The organism is Sphingomonas spermidinifaciens, assembly GCF_002351485.1.
Classification (GTDB): Bacteria; Pseudomonadota; Alphaproteobacteria; order Sphingomonadales; family Sphingomonadaceae; genus Sphingomonas; species Sphingomonas spermidinifaciens.
In genome coordinates, this window is sequence record NZ_NWMW01000001.1 from 1,273,428 (window position 1) to 1,292,268 (window position 18,841).

Annotated in this window: 15 protein-coding genes; 5 read left to right on the plus strand and 10 right to left on the minus strand. The window is 70.2% G+C overall.

Features of this window, described 5'->3' with window-relative positions; all coding sequences use genetic code 11:
• Nucleotide 1: 1 nt before the first annotated feature.
• Nucleotides 2–1,390: an exodeoxyribonuclease VII large subunit gene (gene xseA / locus COC42_RS06050; protein ID WP_096342282.1), complete on the minus strand. Its 1,389-nt coding sequence runs from the start codon at nucleotides 1,388–1,390 to the stop codon at nucleotides 2–4.
• Between xseA and purD the strand changes: the two genes are divergently transcribed.
• From purD to COC42_RS06070, 4 genes are all read left to right on the plus strand, one after another.
• The gene (gene purD, locus COC42_RS06055; protein ID WP_096342283.1) at nucleotides 1,389–2,654 is read left to right on the plus strand and encodes a phosphoribosylamine--glycine ligase; all 1,266 of its coding nucleotides are present in this window, start codon (nucleotides 1,389–1,391) and stop codon (nucleotides 2,652–2,654) included. The genes xseA and purD overlap by 2 nt on opposite strands.
• Nucleotides 2,655–2,688: 34 nt before the next feature.
• On the plus strand, nucleotides 2,689–3,324 hold the full coding sequence (locus COC42_RS06060) for a hypothetical protein (protein WP_096342284.1): 636 nt from the start codon (nucleotides 2,689–2,691) through the stop codon (nucleotides 3,322–3,324).
• Between the two features lie 56 nt (nucleotides 3,325–3,380).
• Nucleotides 3,381–4,004 (plus strand): response regulator transcription factor, encoded by a 624-nt coding sequence (locus COC42_RS06065; protein ID WP_141395791.1) that lies wholly within the window; start codon nucleotides 3,381–3,383, stop codon nucleotides 4,002–4,004.
• A 177-nt stretch (nucleotides 4,005–4,181) separates the two neighbouring features.
• Nucleotides 4,182–7,436 (plus strand): PAS domain-containing protein, encoded by a 3,255-nt coding sequence (locus COC42_RS06070; RefSeq protein WP_096342286.1) that lies wholly within the window; start codon nucleotides 4,182–4,184, stop codon nucleotides 7,434–7,436.
• Here the strand turns inward: COC42_RS06070 and COC42_RS06075 are convergent.
• The 9 genes from COC42_RS06075 to COC42_RS06115 all read right to left on the minus strand — a co-directional run bounded on the left by COC42_RS06075 (nucleotide 7,408) and on the right by COC42_RS06115 (nucleotide 18,178).
• The gene (locus COC42_RS06075; protein ID WP_096342287.1) at nucleotides 7,408–8,322 is read right to left on the minus strand and encodes a 50S ribosomal protein L11 methyltransferase; all 915 of its coding nucleotides are present in this window, start codon (nucleotides 8,320–8,322) and stop codon (nucleotides 7,408–7,410) included. The genes COC42_RS06070 and COC42_RS06075 overlap by 29 nt on opposite strands.
• Nucleotides 8,319–9,020: an SDR family NAD(P)-dependent oxidoreductase gene (locus COC42_RS06080; protein WP_096342288.1), complete on the minus strand. Its 702-nt coding sequence runs from the start codon at nucleotides 9,018–9,020 to the stop codon at nucleotides 8,319–8,321. The genes COC42_RS06075 and COC42_RS06080 overlap by 4 nt, the downstream gene beginning before the upstream one ends.
• 47 nt (nucleotides 9,021–9,067) lie before the next feature.
• Nucleotides 9,068–9,841 carry a MipA/OmpV family protein gene (locus COC42_RS06085; protein WP_096342289.1) on the minus strand — a complete coding sequence of 258 codons (774 nt, stop codon included), beginning with the start codon at nucleotides 9,839–9,841 and terminating at the stop codon, nucleotides 9,068–9,070.
• Between the two features lie 378 nt (nucleotides 9,842–10,219).
• Nucleotides 10,220–12,178 (minus strand): ATP-dependent zinc metalloprotease FtsH, encoded by a 1,959-nt coding sequence (ftsH, locus tag COC42_RS06090; RefSeq protein ID WP_096342290.1) that lies wholly within the window; start codon nucleotides 12,176–12,178, stop codon nucleotides 10,220–10,222.
• A gap of 69 nt (nucleotides 12,179–12,247) precedes the next feature.
• Nucleotides 12,248–13,252, minus strand: a complete 1,005-nt coding sequence (gene tilS / locus COC42_RS06095; RefSeq protein WP_096342291.1) for a tRNA lysidine(34) synthetase TilS — start codon at nucleotides 13,250–13,252, stop codon at nucleotides 12,248–12,250.
• Nucleotides 13,215–14,126 (minus strand): tetratricopeptide repeat protein, encoded by a 912-nt coding sequence (locus COC42_RS06100; RefSeq protein WP_096342292.1) that lies wholly within the window; start codon nucleotides 14,124–14,126, stop codon nucleotides 13,215–13,217. The genes tilS and COC42_RS06100 overlap by 38 nt, the downstream gene beginning before the upstream one ends.
• Nucleotides 14,127–14,195: 69 nt before the next feature.
• Nucleotides 14,196–14,981 (minus strand): helix-turn-helix domain-containing protein, encoded by a 786-nt coding sequence (locus tag COC42_RS06105; RefSeq protein WP_176484570.1) that lies wholly within the window; start codon nucleotides 14,979–14,981, stop codon nucleotides 14,196–14,198.
• 107 nt (nucleotides 14,982–15,088) lie between these two features.
• Nucleotides 15,089–17,365: a phosphoenolpyruvate--protein phosphotransferase gene (gene ptsP / locus COC42_RS06110; RefSeq protein WP_096342294.1), complete on the minus strand. Its 2,277-nt coding sequence runs from the start codon at nucleotides 17,363–17,365 to the stop codon at nucleotides 15,089–15,091.
• A 51-nt stretch (nucleotides 17,366–17,416) separates the two neighbouring features.
• Nucleotides 17,417–18,178, minus strand: a complete 762-nt coding sequence (locus COC42_RS06115; protein ID WP_096342295.1) for a hypothetical protein — start codon at nucleotides 18,176–18,178, stop codon at nucleotides 17,417–17,419.
• Between the two features lie 113 nt (nucleotides 18,179–18,291).
• Here COC42_RS06115 and COC42_RS06120 point away from each other — a divergent pair, with 113 nt between their 5' ends.
• The gene (locus COC42_RS06120) at nucleotides 18,292–18,837 is read left to right on the plus strand and encodes a CvpA family protein (RefSeq protein ID WP_096342296.1); all 546 of its coding nucleotides are present in this window, start codon (nucleotides 18,292–18,294) and stop codon (nucleotides 18,835–18,837) included.
• The last annotated feature ends 4 nt before the right edge of the window (nucleotides 18,838–18,841 follow it).

Genomic DNA, 18,841 nt, shown 5'->3' on the forward strand with positions numbered 1-18,841 from the left:
CTCAAAGCAGGGCGGGCTGTTCGGGCGTATCGCCAGTGTAGGCACGCCCGCCGCTCCGCTCAACCCGCGCGTCGACGGTCCCGTCCTTGAAGTGGAGCCGGAGCGCCCCCGCCGCACGCGCCGCGCCGGTGTCGGCGACGACGCGGCCGCTGACCCGCCCCTCGACATATGCATAGCCACGCTCGAGCGGTCGCGCGGGGTCGTTCGCGACCAGCGCCCGCCCAGCCGAGGCGAGCGCCGCCCCCGCCCGCTCCAGCCGCCGGTCGAGCAGCGCCGGGCGCAGCACCGCCCCTGCGCGATCGAGCTGGCCGCGCGCCACGGTCAGCCGCCGCTCCAGTCCGCGGACGAGTCGCGCCCCCGCCTCGTCGGCGCGTTGGCGCTGCGGGCCGAGCAGCGCGTCGCGCTTCGGCATCACGCGCGCAAGCGCCGCGAGCCGCTCGGCCCCGCGTTCGTGATAGCGCCGCACGCAGCGGTCGGTGCGCAGGCCCAGCATCGTCACCTGCTCGGCGAGGTCGGCGCGCACCGGCACCGCAATCTCCGCCGCCGCGGTCGGCGTCGGCGCACGCAGGTCGGCGGCGAAGTCGCAGAGCGTCGTGTCGGTCTCGTGCCCCACGGCGGAAATGATCGGGATCGAGCAGCCGGCGACCGCGCGCACCACCGCTTCCTCGTTGAACGCCCACAGATCCTCGATCGACCCGCCACCGCGCGCCACGATGACGAGGTCGGGGCGCGGCACCGGCCCGCCAGGCTGAATCGCGTCGAACCCGCGCACTGCCGCCGCCACCTCGTTCGCAGATCCGTCGCCCTGTACCTTGACCGGCCAGACGAGGACGTGGCTGGGGCACCGCTCCTCAAGCCGGTGCAGGATATCGCGGATCACCGCCCCGGTCGGCGATGTCACCACGCCGATAACGCGCGGCATGAAGGGGAGCGGCGCCCGCGCCTTTGACTTGGCGAACAGCCCCTCCGCCTCGAACCGCGCCTTGTTGCGTTCGAGGAGGGCCATCAGCGCGCCCTCACCCGCCAGCTCCATCCGCTCGATGACGATCTGGTATTTGGAGCGGCCGGGATAGGTGGTGAGCTTGCCCGTCGCCACCACCTCGATGCCGTCAGCCGGCGAGAAGGCGAGGCTCCCCGCCGCGCCGCGCCACATTACCCCGTCGATCACTGCCGCCTCGTCCTTGAGGCACAGATACGCATGGCCCGACGCCGCGCGCTTGTAGCCGGAGATTTCGCCGCGCAGCCGCACATGGCCGAACTCCCCCTCGACCATGCGCTTCAGCCGTCCCGACAGCTCCCCGACGCTCATCGGCGCGGCGTTGTCGCCGGGCCGCCCCTCGGCTAACAGCGCGGGCCTGTCGTCGTCGGGCAAGGAAAAGGGATCGGGCATGAACGTCCTGCTGATCGGATCGGGAGGGCGTGAACATGCGCTCGCATGGAAGCTCGCGCAATCGCCCGGCCTCTCTAGGCTGTTCGCCGCGCCGGGCAATCCGGGCATCGCGGCGCACGCCGAATGCGTCGGCCTGAACGTCGCCGATCACACGGCGGTCGCCGATTTCTGCCGCGAGAAGGGCATCGCCCTCGTCGTCGTCGGGCCGGAGGCGCCGCTGGTCGCGGGCCTCGCCGACGACCTTCGCGCAGCCGGCATCGCCGTTTTCGGCCCGTCAAAGGCAGCGGCGCAGCTCGAGGGGTCGAAGGGCTTCACCAAGCAACTCTGCACCCGCGCGAAAATTCCCACTGCAGGCTATGCCCATATGCGCTCGCTGGACGAGGCACGCGCGGCGCTCGCGCCGTTCGGGCTGCCCGTCGTCATCAAGGCGGACGGCCTTGCTGCGGGCAAGGGCGTGACGATCGCGATGACCCCCGAGGAGGCCGAGGCCGCGCTCGCGGCCCTGTTCGCCGAGCCCGGCGGCGAGGCGGTGATCGAGGAGTTTCTGAGCGGCGAGGAAGCGAGCCTGTTCGTCCTGACCGACGGCACTGCGCTTGTCCCCTTCGGCTCGGCGCAGGATCACAAGCGCGTCGGCGACGGCGACACCGGCCCCAATACCGGCGGCATGGGCGCCTATTCCCCCGCCCGCGTGCTCACCCCCGAACTGGAAGCGCGCGCGATCGAGGAGATCGTCCGACCGACGATCGAGACGCTCGCGGCCGAGGGGACGCCTTATTCGGGCGTCCTCTATGCGGGCCTCATGCTGACCAACACCGGCCCCAAGCTGATCGAATACAATGCGCGCTTCGGCGATCCCGAATGTCAGGTGCTGATGGCTCGGTTCGAAGGCGACCTTCTCGCGCTGCTGCTTGCCGTGGCCGGGGGGCGACTTGCCGAGGCCGGCCCGCCCGCGTTCGCGGACGCGCCCGCGCTGACCGTCGTCATGGCCGCGCGCGGCTATCCCGGCACGCCCCAAACGGGCGGTGCGATCCATGGAGTCGACGCGGCCGAGGCGGCCGGCGCAACGGTGTTCCAGGCGGGTACGCGGCTCGACGGCGACACGCTGGTCGCGGCGGGCGGCCGCGTCCTCGCCGTGACCGCCAGCGGACCCGATGTTGCCGCGGCGCAGGCCGCCGCCTATCGCGGCGTCGATGCGCTCGACTTCCCCTCGGGCTTCTGCCGCCGCGACATCGGCTGGCGCGAGGTGGAACGCGAACGCGGCTGATACGTCCCGACCCTGACGTTCGAAAAGGATCGACATGGACAGCTCGAACCCTGCGCCCACCGACACGATCACCTCGACCACGCCCGCCGGTGCCGCCGACGCGATGATGCCGGTCACGATCACCCACCTCATCCTGATCGTCGTCGCGATCGTGCTGACGATCCTGATGATCCTCTGGGGGCAGCGGCGCTGGCGCCAGCGGCGCGAGGGCGAGCGCGAGTTGAGCACTCGCGGGGAAACGGTCGAGGTCGGCGGGGAGGCGCCCATCGCGGAGGCCGCCTCTACCGACCTGACAGCACGCGATGACGTGCCGTCGCACCACATCGAGCCTGAGAGCGATGCACGCCCCGTCGAGCCGCCGCCGCCCCCCGTTGCCCCCGCTCCCCCGCCGATTGCCGACACCCTGCCCGCCACCCCGCCGCAGGCCGCAGAACCGCCGCTCACGACGCTGAAGGGGCTGGGACCGAAGGCGGCGGCAATGCTGGGCGAGCGCGGCGTCTCGTCCATCGCGGCGCTCGCCGCGCTGACGCCCGACCAGGCCGCCGCGCTCGACGCCGACCTCGGCCCGTTCGCCGGGCGCATGGCGCGCGACCGCTGGCACGAACAGGCGCAATTGCTCGCCGCGGGCGATCGCGCGGGTTACGAGGCCATCTTCGGCAAGCTCGGCTGAATTTCCCGCTGGAATCGCGCCGCCCAGCGGCTAAGGTACTGGCAGGGGTGCAAAACATGATCACGCGCGCGATCATTGCCGACGACCATCCGATGTGCCGGGAGGCGGCGCGCATGGCGCTGGAGATCGTCGCGCCCGACGCCGAGGCAAGCCAGGCCGCCACGCTTCGCGAGGTGCTGGACGACGCTCGCCCCGCAGGCCTCGTCATTCTCGACCTCGGTCTCGCCGACAGCCGCGGAATCGCCAGCCTGATCGAGGTCGCCCGCGCCCGGCCCTCGACACCGATCCTCGTCGTCAGCGGCGACGAGCGGCCCGACATCGAGGCGCGCGCCGCCGCCAGCGGTGCCAAGGGCTATGTCGGCAAGGCCGCGCCCCTCGCCGATCTTGCCGCTGCGATCCGCATTGTCCTGTCGGGCGGCACCTATTTCACGCCGGGGCTGCAGCTGGAGCCCGGTGCAGACAGCGCCGACGCGCGCCTCGCCTCGCTCAGCCCGGCCGAGGCACGGGTGCTGCGCGCGATGCGCGACGGCGGCCTCAACAAGCAGATCGCCTATGAGCTCGGCCTGTCGGAGATCACCGTGAAGCAGCATGTAAAGGCGATCCTGCGCAAGCTGGCGGTGGTCAACCGCACGCAGGCAGTACTGCTGCTGCACGACGCCGCCCGTGATCCCAAGGAGTGATGGCGGGCCGCACGACCGCACCATAGCCGTTGTAGCGCCGTGACGTCGCCGGGCGGTCGCGGCCAGCCGCCGGCTGGCGCCGCGGCAGCGGCTCGGTCGGACGCGGTCGCCCCACCGCCCTCGACCGCGCCGGCCGCGCGGCATTGTGGCGAGGGGGACACGCCCGATGGCCGGTCGATGGTCGATACTGCGACGCGCCTCGCGCGGATCGGCGCCGGTATGCGTGCGCGGTATGTCCGCGTGACGGGCACGTCGCGCCTTGCGGCACTGGCGGCGCCGGGAGTCTGCGCATTCCTGCAGACCTGCGCGCTGACCGTCCCCAGCCTGCTCGTATCGCGCGACCATCCCTCGATCGCACCGCTTTGGTTCGCCAATGCCGCCGCCGCGGCGATGCTGCTGCGCTTTCGCAACCTGCCTGACCGCGTGGTCCTGCCCGCGGTCGGCGTCGGTTTCGTCATCTCTTATCTGCTCGTCGATTATCCGCCGGTGCGTGCGATGGGCCTGTCGGCCGCGAACCTGATCGAGATCGTCACCGCCCTGCTCCTGACCCGGTACTTCGCCGGCCGCCACGCGAACGTTCAGTCGCCACGCTATCTGGCGCTGTTCATGCTTTGCGCAGGCGCGGCGGCTTCGCTGGTGGGGGCCTTGTTCGGCGCGGCGGTGGTGACGTCCGGTGTCGGCTATGGCCTCGCCGTCCTCCGCTGGTTCGCCGCCGATGCGCTGGGGATGTTGGTGCTGGGGCCGATGATCCTCGTCGCCTTCAATCCCGACAGCCGCTCGATCCTGCGCGCCGGCCGCTTGCCCGAGGCACTGGCGATCTGCGCGCTGGTGGCGTTGGTGACGGCGCTGGTGTTCGACCAGACGCGCTATCCGGCGCTTTTCGCGATCCTGCCGCCGCTGACGCTCGCGGCATTCCGGCTGCGCTTCGTCGGCGCTACCGTGGCGGTGCCGATCGTCGCCGCGATCGCGTCGCTCCAAACGATGCTGGGGCACGGGCCGATCGCGGGCCTGATCGATCAGCCGGGCGAACGGATCCTGTTCCTCCAGGCGTTCCTGGCGGTGACGGTCATGTCTACGCTGCCGATCGCCGCGGTACTCGTCGAGCAGCGCCGCCTCAACGAGCGGCTGCGCGAGAGCGAGCGGAGCTATCGCCTGCTCGCGCGCCACAGCAACGACATGATCGTCCGCATCGGTCTCGACGGCGTGCGCCGCTACGTCTCGCCGGCCTCGACGGCGATCCTCGGCTACACGCCCGAGGAACTGGTCGGCGAAACACCCATCGCGGCGATCCATGCCGAGGATCGTGCCCGCGTCGCGCGCGTCTGCCACTCGCTGCTGGAGGGAGTCGAAAGCCCAACCTGCACCTATCGCCAAAAGCGGCGCGACGGCAGCTATGCCTGGCTTGAGGCCAATTACCGGCTGGTGCGCGCTCCTGACGGGACCCCGGTCGAGTTCGTCGCCAGCGTGCGCGACATCGGCCAACGCCATGCTGCGGAGGTCGAGGCCGCGCGCGCCGCCGCGCAGATCGAGGAAAGCTATCGCCTGCTGATGCTCGCCGAGCGAATGGCGGGGGTCGGGCATTGGCGCTACGACATCGTCGATGGCTCGCTCTTCTGGTCAAGCGAGGTGTTCCGCATCCACGGCCTCGACCCCGGTACCGAGCCGCCGATCGAAGGCGGGATCGACTATTATCATCCCGACGACCGCCCGATGGTCCGCAACCTCATCGATCGCGCGATCGAAAAGGGCGAGGGGTGGAGCTTTCGCGCCCGGCTGATCCGCGCCGACGGCGAGACGCGGCAGGTCGAATCGTTTGGCCAGGCCGAGCGAGCGCCGGGCGGCGCGGTGCTGGGCATCGTCGGCGTCTTTCGCGACGTGACCGCACAGGCCGAGATCGAGGCCGAGCTGATCGCCGCACGCGACCGGGCACAGGCGCTTGCCGACGCCCGAAGCGCCTTCGTCGCCACCGTAAGCCACGAGATTCGCACGCCGATGACCGGCGTGCTCGGCATGATCGAGCTGCTGTGCACCAAACCCGATCCGGCGGCGCATCAGCGCTACCTCGACAGCCTCGAGCAATCGGCCTCGCTTCTCATGGGCGTGCTCGACGACGTGCTCGATTTCTCGAAGATCGAAAGCGGGGCGCTGGCGCTCGAATCGATCGATTTCGACCTTGGCGATTTGGCGCGCAGCACGCTCGACCTGTTCGGCCATGCCGCTTCGCAAAAGGGCCTGTCGCTCAGCCTGTCGCTGCCGGTGGGACGCGGGCTGATGGTCCGGGGCGATCCGGTGCGGCTGCGCCAGGTGATCGCCAATCTCGTCAGTAACGCGGTCAAGTTCACGCCCGCCGGCGGAATTGAGCTGTCGCTCTCGCTCGCCGGGTCGGGATCGCAGCGGCTGCTACGTGGAAAGGTGCGCGATACCGGCATCGGCATCACCCCCGACGCGATCGAGCGACTGTTCGAGCCGTTCGTCCAGGCCGAACCATCGACCTCCCGGCACTTCGGCGGCACCGGCCTCGGCCTCGCGATCACGCGCCGGCTGATCGAGGCGATGGGCGGGCGCATCACGGTCGAGAGCGCGCCGGGCAAGGGCGCGTGCTTCAGCTTCGAGGTACGCCTGGCCGCCGCGGCCGGCCAACCCATCGCCGAGCCGAGGGCCGCCGCACCCGCGGTCGCGCCGCTGTCGCTGCTGCTCGCCGAGGACAATGCCATCAACCGCATGCTGGTCGAGGCGCTGGTCCGCCGCGACGGCCATGCCATCACCAGCGTCGAGAACGGCCGGCTGGCGGTCGAGGCGGCAGCCGAGCGGCACTATGACGCGATCCTGATGGACATGCAGATGCCCGAACTCGATGGCCTTGCGGCCACGCGCGCGATCCGCGAAGGGGGCGGCCCCAACGCGGCGACGCCGATCATCGCGCTGACCGCCGACGCCGCGCTCGAACGGCGGACGCTCTACGACGATGCCGGCCTCACCGACCTGATGACCAAGCCGATTGACGGTGCGGCGCTGATCGACCGGCTGCGGCGGATCGGCGCGCGTCGGCCGGCGGCGGCCGCCATTCCCGTCCTCGACGCGGCGAAGCTCGCCGATCTCGAGGCGACGATCGGCGCGGCGAATACCGACCGCCTGCTGGCGATGATGACCGACGAACTCGGCCGCGCGCCCGGCGCCATCGCCGGGCTGATCGACGCCGGCGAGGACGAAGCGCTCGCGACAGCTGCGCATGCGCTGAAGGGCGCGGCACTCAACGTCGGCGCAGCGCGCGTCGCCGATATCGCACGCCGGATTGAGCGGGCGTGCGAGGCGGGCGAGCCGACCGAAGCGTTCGCGCCGATGCTGCTCGCCGCCGCTGATCTCACCGCCCGCGCGATCGCCGAGCGGCACGGCGCACTCGCGCTCAGCGGATCGGGCGGCGCACAAGCCTGAGGCTCGGCCAGTCGCCGAGCTGGATGCGCCCGGCAAGGCGGAAGCCCGCGCGCCGATAGGCGGCGAGCACGCCGTCGGCCTGCCGGTCGAGCAGGCCGGCAAGAATCGCTGTCCCGCCCGGCAGCGTCGCCGCGGCGATCGCCGGCGCCAGTTCGATCAGCGGCCCGGCGAGGATGTTGGCGCAGACCAGGTCATAGGGCGCCCGACGCTCGATCGTGCGATGCGCCAGCCCCGGCGCGACCGCGAGTTCAAGCCGCCCCGGCCCCGTCCCCAGCTTGACCCCGTTGACCTCGGCGTTGACGCGGGTCACGTCGATCGAGATCGGATCGATGTCTGACGCGGTCGCCCGTGCGTTCGGCCACAGGTGCATCGCGGCGAAAGCGAGCAGGCCGGTGCCTGTCCCCACGTCGATATGGTTGCGCACCACCTGGCCGGCGGCGCGCATCGCCTCCAGCGTCATCAGGCAGCCCGTCGTCGTCTCGTGATGCCCGGTGCCGAACGCGAGCCCCGCCTCGATGTGAAAGGCACGCAGGCCCGCGGGCACTTCGCCCTTGTTGGCGCTGGTGTGGACGTAGAAGCGCTCGGTCGCGACGGGCTCCAGCCCCGACTGGCTGAGCGTCACCCAATCCTGCTCTGCGATCCGCTCGGGCACGACCGCCGTGTCGCCGGCGCTCGGCACCAGCGCGCGCAGCATCGCGATCTCGCGCATGCCGGGCTCGTCCTGGAAATAGGCGTCGAGCACCCAGTCCTCGACATCGTCCTCGGTCAACTCGCGCGTCATCAAGACGGGCGGCGCGGTCATGTCGGCGAACGCGGCGCCCTCCGGATCGATCGCCTCGGCCTCTGCGCGGGTGCAGGGGAGCGTCACTTTCCAGCTGTCGCTCATCGGACGTAGCTCGCACCGTTGACGTCGAGCACCGCGCCGGTCATCGACGCCGGTGCCTCAAGCGCGCAGAAGCGTGCGATCGCCGCGACCTCGACCGGCTCCGCGACGCGGCCGAGCGGAATGTCGGCGAGCAGCTTGTCGCCGCCGCGGCTCTCCAGATAATCGTCGGCCATCCCGGTCATCGTGAAGCCGGGGCAGATGGCGAACGCGAGAATTCCTTCGCGCGCATAGCCGCGCGCGATCGTCTTGGTCATGCCGACCATGCCCGCCTTCGACGCGGCGTAATGCCAGTGCGCGGGGCTGTCGCCGCGATAGGCGGCGCGGCTGGCAATATTGACGATCCGCCCGCCTATGACGCGCGATTGCCAGTGGCGGACGGCGAGGCGGCAGAGCTCGGCGCTGGCGGTCAGGTTGATGCGCATCGTCCGCTCCCATTGCGCGACCCAGTCGGCGTGACCGGCATCGAGCGGCGAGGCTTCGAACACCCCCGCATTGTTGACGAGCACGTCAATGCGGCCATCGAGCGCGGCCAGCGCGCGGTCCCAGAGGTCGGCGGGCGCGGCCGGATCGGCGAAGTCGGCGGCGAGGAAGTCGCGCGTCGACTGGCGGGCGAGGCGGACGTCGTCGCCGGTCAGAGCCTCGGCGATGGCGGCACCGATGCCGCGGCTGGCGCCGGTCAGAAGGATGTGCGTGGTCATGGGCGGCGCGTTACGGCGCACGGCCCCCGCCGGTCAATCGCCGCGCCTCAGTCGAATGTGTAGGACAGCGCGAGCCCGCCCGAGACCTGGTTGCGCGACCCAAACGCCGCGACGACGGGCGAGTCGCCGGCATCGCCGGTCAGCCGGTCGTACTTGGCATAGCCACTGATCCCCCACCGATCGTTCAGCTGCCTCAGCACGCCCACGGTGGCGCCCACCGCCTGCACCCCGCCGCCCGCATCATAGATGGGCAGGCCCGATCGCGCGGCATCACCTGGCGAGACGCCGAAATAGGCGTTCATGTAGCGATCGTCGGCCAGCGTCAGGCGCGGCCCGATCGCAACCAGCCACCGATCGTGATCGCGCAGCACATAATCGGCGCCGATCATGGCGTTCAGCCCCTTGTGCCCGTTGACGCCCTTGCGCGCCTCGGCACGCAGGCGGATGGCGTCGGTCAGCTGAACTTGGACGAAGCCGCCGAGTTCGACGGTGAAGCCGACTTCGGACAGGACGCCGCCGACATCGCGGCTGCGCCGCTTCCCCTCGATGCCGATGGCGGGGCCGACCGAAAAGCCGTTGGTGCGGAGCAACGGGAAGCCGGCGCTCTCGTCAGGCGCCTCGAAGGCGAAATCGTCGTCACCGCGCGCGCGCGACACGTCGATGAAGGGGCGGAGCTGATAGCTGTCCGATCCGGGGAAGCTCGGGACGAGCTGTGGCCCCAATCCGATCCGCGTGCGCCGCGGCCGTTCGTCGCGCGCCTCCTGCGCGAAAGCAGGGGTAGCGGCGGCGAGCACGGCAAGACCGAGGATAAGGGAACGCATCAGCCCGAAACCGTTACGCCCGCGCAAGGTTCCTCAGGTTTGAACCGCTTGCGACGGGTGGGCGGCATCTGGTTGCTACGACCCGACGTCACCGCAACGCCTTCATACCCAAGCTTGCACTAGGTATGACGAGGACCGATAGGCTGCTTTCCCGCCGTCATCCCAGCGACGACTGGGATCGCCCGAGGCTTTGGCGCGCTTCGCAACCCGGGGACGCCAGCCTTCGCTGGGGTGACGTGCCGGTGGCGGCGGGTTGGAGCAGATCGGAGCGCGAGAATGGCTGCGCGAGCCTTCGAAGACCAGCCCTCTCGGCCCCCACCCCGCACGAAAAACCCCGCCGCATCGCTGCGACGGGGTTTTTCCCGATCTTTACTCGGATCAGGCTGGCTGCGGTGAGCCGAACGGACCCTTCGGCCGCCGCGTCTTGGGGATCGAGGTGCCCGCTGACGCCACAGGCTTGAGGCCCGAGCCCGGGTCAGGCCGCTCGAGTTCCTCGCCGGCGATCAGCCGCTTGATCTCATCACCCGACAGCGTTTCATATTCGAGCAGCGCACCCGCCAGCGTGTGGAGCTGGTCGATATGGTCGGTCAGCAGCTGCCGCGCCCGCGCCAGCCCGCCTTCCACCGTTGCGCGGATTTCCGCGTCGATCAGCTGGGCGGTCTCGTTCGACATGTGCCGCGGCTGCGCCGAGGAATAGCCGAGGAAGCTCTCGCCCTCCGGCTGTGCATACTCGACCGGGCCGACCTTGTCCGACATGCCCCACTTGGTGATCATGTCGCGAGCAAGGCCCGTCGCGTACTGGATGTCGCCCGACGCACCCGACGACACCTTGTCGTACCCGAAGATCAGCTCCTCGGCGACGCGGCCGCCCATCGCGACCGCGAGGTTCGCGTACATCTTGTCGCGGTGGTAGGAGTAGCTGTCGCGCTCGGGCAGGCGCATGACCATGCCGAGAGCACGACCGCGCGGGATGATCGTCGCCTTGTGGATCGGATCGCTCGCGGGCTCGTGGATGCTGACGATCGCGTGGCCCGCCTCGTGATAGGCGGTCATTCGCTTCTCGTCGTCGGTCATGACCATCGACCGACGCTCGGCGCCCATCATGACCTTGTCCTTGGCTTCCTCGAACTCCTGCATCGCGACGAGGCGCTTGGACTTGCGCGCCGCCATCAGCGCCGCCTCGTTGACGAGGTTGGCGAGGTCGGCACCCGAAAAGCCCGGCGTGCCGCGCGCGATGACCCGCGCATCGACGTCGGGCGCCAACGGCACCTTCTTCATATGCACTTCAAGGATCTTGATCCGGCCCTCGATATCGGGGCGCGGCACCACGACCTGACGATCAAAGCGGCCCGGACGGAGGAGCGCAGGGTCGAGCACGTCGGGGCGGTTGGTCGCCGCGACGATGATGATCCCCTCGTTCGCCTCGAACCCATCCATCTCGACGAGGAGCTGGTTCAGCGTCTGCTCGCGCTCGTCATTGCCGTTGCCGAGGCCGGCACCGCGATGGCGGCCGACCGCGTCGATCTCGTCGATGAAGACGATGCACGGCGCCGACTTCTTGGCCTGTTCGAACATGTCGCGCACGCGGCTGGCGCCGACGCCGACGAACATCTCGACGAAGTCCGAGCCGGAGATGGTGAAGAACGGCACGCCCGCCTCCCCCGCGATCGCGCGGGCGAGCAGCGTCTTGCCGGTGCCGGGCGAACCGACCAGCAGCGCGCCCTTGGGGATCTTGCCGCCCAGCCGCGCGAACTTGGTCGGGTCCTTTAGGAACTCGACGACTTCCTCCAGCTCCTCGCGCGCCTCGTCGATGCCGGCGACGTCGTCGAACGTGACCTTGCCTTCCTTTTGCGTCAGCAGCTTGGCGCGCGACTTGCCGAAGCCCATCGCGCCGCCGCCACCGCCGCCCTTCTGCATCTGGCGAAGGACGAAGAAGGCGATGCCGAGGAACAGCAGGAACGGCAGCGATTGGTAGAGCAGCACCATCCAGATGTTCGGCCCTTCCTCGGGCCGCGCATTGATGACGACGCCGCGCTCGCGCAGCCGCTGGATCAACTGCGGATCGTTGGGCGTATTGGTGCGAAAGCGCTCGCTATTGGTCAGCTCGCCAGTGATTGTCGTGGGCGAGACGTTGACCTGACGCACCTGCCCTTCCTCAACCCGGTCTAGGAAGGTCGAATAAGGGATGCTGTTGCCCGTCTGACCCGCGCGTTCGCCGCCGAACATCGTCACGAACAGCGCCAGCGCCAGGAGGATGCCGACCCAGATCATCAGGCTGCGCATCCACGGATTGCCGCCGCCGTTGCCCGGATCCTGCTGCTTGTCGTTGTCGTTCATCGGTTGGGATACCTCTTCTCGTCCGACAACATAGGCGAGCCGGGGTTAATGGCAATGGAACAGCGCCGATCAGTGTGATCGGCGGGCCGGGGCCTGGACGAAAGTCCAGAGCGTCCGCCCCCCGCGCCGCGCCACCGCCGCGCGCACGTTCCCGAGCATGCCCGAACGTCCGCACCGCAGCAGCGCCGCCAGCAGGGCCAGCGCCTCGCCTCGCGGGTTGATCGAGGGCTCGACGGCGCGAAGGCACCGCTCGACCAGTCGGCGCTGCAGCTCGAATGGCAGGTCGTCGGCGACCAGTTCGATCCGGCCCTCGACGGCAGCGATCCGCTCGCCAGCCAGCCGCTCCACGCTCCAGCCGATCGCGTCTTCGGCATCGCCCAGCGCCCGCGCGCTCGCCGCCCAATGCCCCGTGTCGAACGCATCCATGCTCGACAGCACCTTGCGCAGCCTGGCGCGGTCATAGCGTTCGTCGACGTTAGTCGGGTCCTCGACGGGAACGATGCCGGCATCGGCGACGATCGCGGCGAGTTCGGCGCGGCGCCAGCCGAGCAGCGGCCGGACGATCCGCCCGCCTTTCGCGCGCACCCCCGCCAGCCCGGCGACCCCCGCCCCGCGGTTGAGGCGCATCACCATCGTCTCGAGCTGGTCGTCGGCATGGTGCGCGGTGGCGATCGCGTCGGCCCCGACGCGAACCCGCTCGGCTTCGAGCAGAACATAGCGCAGCGCCCGTGCGCGTGCCGAAAGATTGGCCGTCCGTCCCGCCCGCGCTGGCAGCTCGCCCCGCAGCGCCCTGTGCGCGATGCCGCGCGCGGCCGCGAGCCCGGCGACGAACGCCGCTTCGCTCGCCGAAGCCGCGCGAAGACCGTGATCGACGGTAGCGGCCAAGCACCGGTCGCCCAGCGCCGCCCGCGCCAGCAGCATAAGCGCAAGGCTGTCCCCGCCCCCCGACACTGCAACGAGCAGCCGCCCCCTCTCGATATCGAACAGTGCCGACAGGTCTCGCCGGAACCGCGCGATCAGCGCGGGGCTCAGGGCGTCACTTGCACTTGGCAGTGGTGCGGGCGTTGGCGACATCGGCCTTCATCGCCGCCGACATGCGGTCGCCATAGACGTCGCTAAGCTCGTCATAGACCTTGCACGCATCGGCCGGCTTCTTGAGCTGCACGAGCGACTGGCCGAGATAGAGCAGGCTGTCGGGCGCCCGCTCGCCATCGGGCATCTTCTTGTAATTGTCGTAAAAGGCGATCGAGGCGAGGCTCGGCTTGCCGTCGTCGAGATAGGCGCGGCCGAGCAGGTTCTGCGCAAAGCTCGCGCGGCGATGCTGCGGATAGTCGGCGACCATCTTCTTCAGCGCAGCTGCCGCCTCCGGATAGAGCTTCGCCTGCCACAGGCGATAGCCATAAACATACGCGTCCTCACCCGCATCCCCGGTCGAGGGCTTGGCGACGGCCGCGACCTGCGCGGCGCGGTCGCCGGCGGGGGCAGCGATGCGCGGCGGCGGTGCATCGCGGGTGTCTCCCGCGGCGGCGACGTCGCGCGGCGGGGCGGTGTCGGTGACGACCGGCGGCGGCGCGGCAACGCCGGCGGCGAGCTTGGCGTCGGTCGACGTGCGATAGGCCTCGAACGACTGCTGCAACTGGCGAAGCTGATACTGATTTTGCTCGATCTGGCCGGTGAGGCTCGAGAGCTGGGATTCGAGCGAGCTGACGCGCGCGGTCAGGTCGGCGACCGCGCTGGTGGCGGGAACCCCGGGAGTGGCGACCGGAGCTTGCGGCGCGGTGATCTGCGGCTCGACCAGCTGGCCGGCACCGCCAGGAAAAACCTTTCGCTGGACCGCGCGCATCTCTCGCTCCAGTCGATCAACGCGCGGGCTCAAGTCCTGAGCAACTACGGGCCCAGCGAGCGCGGCGACGCCGAAAGGCAAAAGGATCAGGAACGAACGGTTCATCGGCTTCTCGCACCCCCCGGTGACGGCTGTGACGATATGCTTAATGACCTTCGCGACCTGTCGCCAGCCTTAAGCGCCCGCCGCGCCTCGTGCGCGCAGCGCCGCGGCGCTGATGCCGATGTCCTTGATCGGCCGCTCGCCCGAGCCCAGCGGCGGCACCGCCTGTCCGTCGATCGTCACGGCGAGCTTGTCGGGCCGGCCGATATTGATCTGCGGCCCGTTGGCGTCGGCGGGCACGTCGTAGGTCTCGCCCTTCTGCATCGTCTTCATGAGGAGCGTGTCGTTGGCGGCGTCGTAGATGCGCACCCACACCTCGTCGGTGGCGGTCAGGCGGACGCGGCCGGCGGCGGGGGTCGGCGGCGGCACCGGCGTGGTGACCGCCGCGGGCGCAGGCGCGGCGGTGTCGGCGACGACAACGGGCGCCGCTTCCTCGCCGCGGAAGATCGAGGTGCCGTACCAAAGGCCGATGCCGACGACGATCAGCACCGCCACCAGCACCCCCGCCAGCGCAAGGCCCCGCGGTGGCAGCCGGGCGGGCTCGGCCGGGTCATAGGGCTCGTGGCGCGGCTTGGGCGCCCAGGTGGTCGCCAGCTCGCCGCGCAGGTCCGTCGCCAGCGCCACCTCGTCGGCGCCGACCGCCCGGGCATAGGCGCGCACGAACCCCATTGCATAGGTGATCGAAGGCAGCGAGGCATAGGTCGAGTTCTCGATCGCCTCGAGATGGCGGAGCGGGATGCGCGTCCGCTGGCCGATGTCCGCCAGGCTCAGCCCCGCCGCCTCGCGCGCGGCACGCAGGCGGTCGCCCACATGCTCGCGACCCGGGGTGGCGAGAGGACCGGCGGCTTCATCGACCATCATCTTCTCCGACGCTTGGCTGCGACCTTTAGGATTGGCGTCGCGCGAGGCCTTACCCCGTCAGCTTCGATGAGGCGAGCGGTACGGCCGCGGCACGCCAAAAAAAGTCAGGCAAGCTCGACGCCATGGTCCGCGGCCCAAGCCTCCAGCCGCGGGCGCAGCGCCCCGTCCGGCACGTCGATCATCGGCGGAAGCTCGGCGCGCAGGCGGCTGAGGTCGAGGGTGCGGATCATCGCCTTGATCGGTCCCACTGCCGCGGGCGTGATCGACAGCCGGTCGATGCCGAGGCCGAGCAGCGCCATCGCCTCGAGCGGGCGGCCGCCCATCTCGCCGCACACCGCGACCGGCACCGCGGCGGCGCGCGCCGGCTCGACCACGCGGCGCAGGAAGCGCAGGATCGGCACCGACAGCCAGTCGTAGCGCAGCGCAAGTTTGGGATGCGCGCGATCGGCGGCGAACAGGAACTGGGTGAGGTCGTTGGTCCCGATCGACAGGAAGTCGAGCTTGGGCAGCAGGATGTCGAGCACCTCGGCAAGCGCCGGTACCTCGAGCATCGCGCCGTAGCGCACTTCGCTCGGCAGCTTCTTGCCGCGCGAGGCGAGCCAGGCCCGCTGCGCCTCGAACAGGGCCTGCGCCTCGTCGAACTCCCAGGGTTCGCTCACCATCGGGAACATGACATTGAGCGTCCGCCCCGCCCCCGCTTCCAGCAGGGCGCGCGCCTGCGCCTTCATCAGCCCCTCGCGTTCGAGCGCGAGGCGGAGCGCCCGCCAGCCCATGGCGGGGTTCTCCTCCAGATGCTCCTCGTCATGTTCAAGATAGGGGAGCGCCTTGTCGCCGCCGATATCGACGGTGCGGAACACCACCGGCCGATCGCCGGCCGCATCGAGCACGTCGCGATAGAGACGTTGCTGCCGCTCGCGCGCAGGGAGCGTCGCCGACACGAGGAACTGGAACTCGGTGCGGAACAGGCCGATGCCGTCGGCGCCGGTCAGGTCGAGCGCGGCGACGTCGTCGCGAAGCCCCGCATTGACCATCAGCGTCACGCGCTGGCCGTCCTGCGTCACCGGCGGTTCGGCCTTGAGAGCGGCAAAGGCCGCGCGCCGCTTCTGGCTGGCGGCGAGCTTGGCCTCGAACGCCTCCTCCATCGCCGAGGAGGGGCGCACCACCACCGCTTCCGAGGTCACGTCAAGGAGAAGCCGGTCGCCCTCGCCGATCAGCCGCTTCACGTCGCGCACGCGGCCGAGCACCGGCACGCCCATTGCCCGCGCGACGATGGTGACGTGCGCGGTCAGCGACCCTTCCTCCAGCACCACGCCCTTCAGCCGGCGGCGATCATATTCGAGCAACTCCGCCGGGCCGAGATTGCGCGCGATCAGGATCGAATCCTGGCGAAGGCCCATCTGCGCCGCGGTGCCCAGCTGCCCCGCGACGATGCGCAGAAGCCGGTTCGACAGGTCTTCCAGATCGTGCATGCGGTCGCGCAGCAGCGGATCGTCGATCTCGCGCATCCGCATCCGGGTGCGCTGCTGCACGCGCTCGATCGCCGCCTCGGCGGTGAGGCCGCTGTCGATCGCCTCATTGATGCGCCGTGCCCAGCCCTCGTCATAGGCGAACATCTTGTAGGTCTCGAGCACCTCGTCATGCTCGCCCCCGACGCCGAACTCGGCCTGGCTTGCGAAGCGCTCGATCTGGTCGCGCATCTTGTCGAACGCGGCATAGACGCGGTGGCGCTCGGCCTCGACATCCTCGGCGACGACATGCTCGATGACGACGCGCGGCTGGTGAAAGACGGCGACGCCGCTCGCCATGCCGTCGACCAGCCGAAACCCCTCGATCCGCTGGGTCGCGGTCGGCTGCGGCCGGGTGGAGCCCGCCGCCCCCTCATCGATCAGGTCGGCATTGGCGATCAGCTCGGACAGCACCATCGCGACGGTCTGCAGCGCCTCGATCTCGACATCGGCGTAGCGGCGAGGATCGACGTGCTGGACCGCGAGCACGCCAACGGAGCGCTCACGGCGGATGATCGGCACGCCGGCGAAGCTGTGGAAACGGTCTTCGCCGGTCTCGGGGCGATAGGCGAAGTCGGGATGCGACGCCGCTTCGTCGAGATTGAGCGTCTCGACATTCTTGGCGATGGTGCCGACCAGACCCTCGCCGGGCGCCAGCCGGGTGACGTGGACCGCGCGTTCGTCGAGGCCGCGGGTCGCGAACAGTTCGAGCACGCCCTCGCGAAGGAGGTAGATCGAGCAGACCTCGCTATCCAGCGCTTCGCCGATGATGTTGACGACGGCGTTCAACTTGGCCTGCGCGCCCGACCGCGCGGCCATCACCTCGTGAAGTCGGACGAGGATTTCGCGGGCGGCGGCGGCGGCGGAAGTCGGCATGACCGCGGGCGTAACAGATGATGCGGGCGGGCTAAAGCCGCCGCGACATGCTTATCGCCCGCTGCCCGACGTGACCTCCGTATCGCTCATCAGCAGGTCGCGCGTCACCGTCAGGATCGGCGCCCGGTTGAGCGGCACCGGCTGCACCGTCGCGACCTGTACCGGCGTCGATGCCGGCTGGAAGCGATCGGCCTGCCAAGCGGCAAGGTCGGTGCGGTACGCGGCATAGGCGCGGTAGAAATCGGTGAAGGGCACATCCAGCGCGGCGACCGCGGGCGCGGCGAAGCCGTCGAGCGCGCCCGCCGGCGTCGTCGCGGCAGCCGCGACCAGCGGTCCAGCGGCGCGGCAGAAGGCGGCGCGTGCCGGCGGCTGGGCATAGAAATTGTAGAGCCGCGTCATGTCGTCGTCGAAGCGGTCCTGCCATTGCGCCCCGTAGCGCGCGCGATATTCGGCCTTCAGCCCGTCATGCGCGCGTCCCAGCGCGCTTTTGTGCGCGGCGAGAAAGGCGTTGTACTGCGTCTCCATCGGTTCGCCCGCCTTGGCGCATTGCAGCACCGCGACGTTGAGGGCCGCGCGCAGGTGCCATGCCGTGGCCATCGGGGAGAGGCCGCGGCTGGGCGTCACGAAGCTGCCGTCGGGCATCATCGCCGGCAGGGTGAGGTTCGCCGCCGCGCTCTGCGGTGGGCGCGGCATCGGACGCTCGACCATGACCGGCGGCGGGGGCGGCACCGGCGCGGCCACTTCGGTTTTCGACTTGCCGCAACTCGCGAGGGCGAGCGGCAACAGGGCATAGGCGAAAAGGACACGCGACATCGACCGACTCCCGGAAACGAGTGACGGCAGAGTCGCGCCATATGGCTAACATGCCGTTAAGCCGGGCGATGCCCCCTTCCCCCGCACCACCCGCGCGCGCTAGTGCCGCGGCCATGGACCTCACCGCGCTCGACATCGTCGTCCTCCTCTCGATCGGCGGCGCCGCGGTGCTCGGCGCGCTGCGCGGCTTCGTGACCGAGGTACTGTCACTGCTCGCCTGGCTGCTCGTCGTGTTCGCCGTGCGGCTGTTCCACACGCCGCTCGCGGGGATGCTGCTGGGGCCGGTCGGCACCACCTCGGGCGCGGCGGTGCTCGCCTTCGCGCTGATCGTCGGGATCGTGTGGCTGGGCGGCAAGCTGGTCGCCGGCGCGATCGGCAAGCGGACCAAGGCGTCGGTGCTCGGGCCCGTCGACCGAGCCCTCGGCTTCGGCTTCGGCGCCCTGAAGGGCCTGATCCTCGTCAGCCTCGCCTTCATCGTCGTGGTGCTCGTCGTCGATACCTGGAACGGCGGCGCGGCGCGCCGGCCGCTCTGGATCCGCGAGGCGCGCACCTATCCGCTCCTCAACAACACCAGCGCGAGCATCGCCGACTTCGTCGACCGCCGCCGCCGCGGCGAGCCTGTCTTCAGTCCCGAGACGATGAAGAAGATCGGGCGGTAGCGCT

What these genes read in the sequence shown, in the direction of transcription:
- COC42_RS06065 (WP_141395791.1), top strand. Translation starts at nt 3,381, where the DNA reads ATGATCACGCGCGCGATCATTGCCGACGACCATCCGATGTGCCGGGAG.
- COC42_RS06115 (WP_096342295.1), bottom strand. Translation starts at nt 18,178, where the DNA reads ATGTCGCGTGTCCTTTTCGCCTATGCCCTGTTGCCGCTCGCCCTCGCG.
- tilS (WP_096342291.1), bottom strand. Translation starts at nt 13,252, where the DNA reads ATGTCGCCAACGCCCGCACCACTGCCAAGTGCAAGTGACGCCCTGAGC.
- COC42_RS06075 (WP_096342287.1), bottom strand. Translation starts at nt 8,322, where the DNA reads ATGAGCGACAGCTGGAAAGTGACGCTCCCCTGCACCCGCGCAGAGGCC.
- ftsH (WP_096342290.1), bottom strand. Translation starts at nt 12,178, where the DNA reads ATGAACGACAACGACAAGCAGCAGGATCCGGGCAACGGCGGCGGCAAT.
- COC42_RS06105 (WP_176484570.1), bottom strand. Translation starts at nt 14,981, where the DNA reads ATGGTCGATGAAGCCGCCGGTCCTCTCGCCACCCCGGGTCGCGAGCAT.
- COC42_RS06085 (WP_096342289.1), bottom strand. Translation starts at nt 9,841, where the DNA reads ATGCGTTCCCTTATCCTCGGTCTTGCCGTGCTCGCCGCCGCTACCCCT.
- COC42_RS06060 (WP_096342284.1), top strand. Translation starts at nt 2,689, where the DNA reads ATGGACAGCTCGAACCCTGCGCCCACCGACACGATCACCTCGACCACG.
- ptsP (WP_096342294.1), bottom strand. Translation starts at nt 17,365, where the DNA reads ATGCCGACTTCCGCCGCCGCCGCCGCCCGCGAAATCCTCGTCCGACTT.
- xseA (WP_096342282.1), bottom strand. Translation starts at nt 1,390, where the DNA reads ATGCCCGATCCCTTTTCCTTGCCCGACGACGACAGGCCCGCGCTGTTA.
- COC42_RS06120 (WP_096342296.1), top strand. Translation starts at nt 18,292, where the DNA reads ATGGACCTCACCGCGCTCGACATCGTCGTCCTCCTCTCGATCGGCGGC.
- purD (WP_096342283.1), top strand. Translation starts at nt 1,389, where the DNA reads ATGAACGTCCTGCTGATCGGATCGGGAGGGCGTGAACATGCGCTCGCA.
- COC42_RS06080 (WP_096342288.1), bottom strand. Translation starts at nt 9,020, where the DNA reads ATGACCACGCACATCCTTCTGACCGGCGCCAGCCGCGGCATCGGTGCC.
- COC42_RS06100 (WP_096342292.1), bottom strand. Translation starts at nt 14,126, where the DNA reads ATGAACCGTTCGTTCCTGATCCTTTTGCCTTTCGGCGTCGCCGCGCTC.
- COC42_RS06070 (WP_096342286.1), top strand. Translation starts at nt 4,182, where the DNA reads ATGGTCGATACTGCGACGCGCCTCGCGCGGATCGGCGCCGGTATGCGT.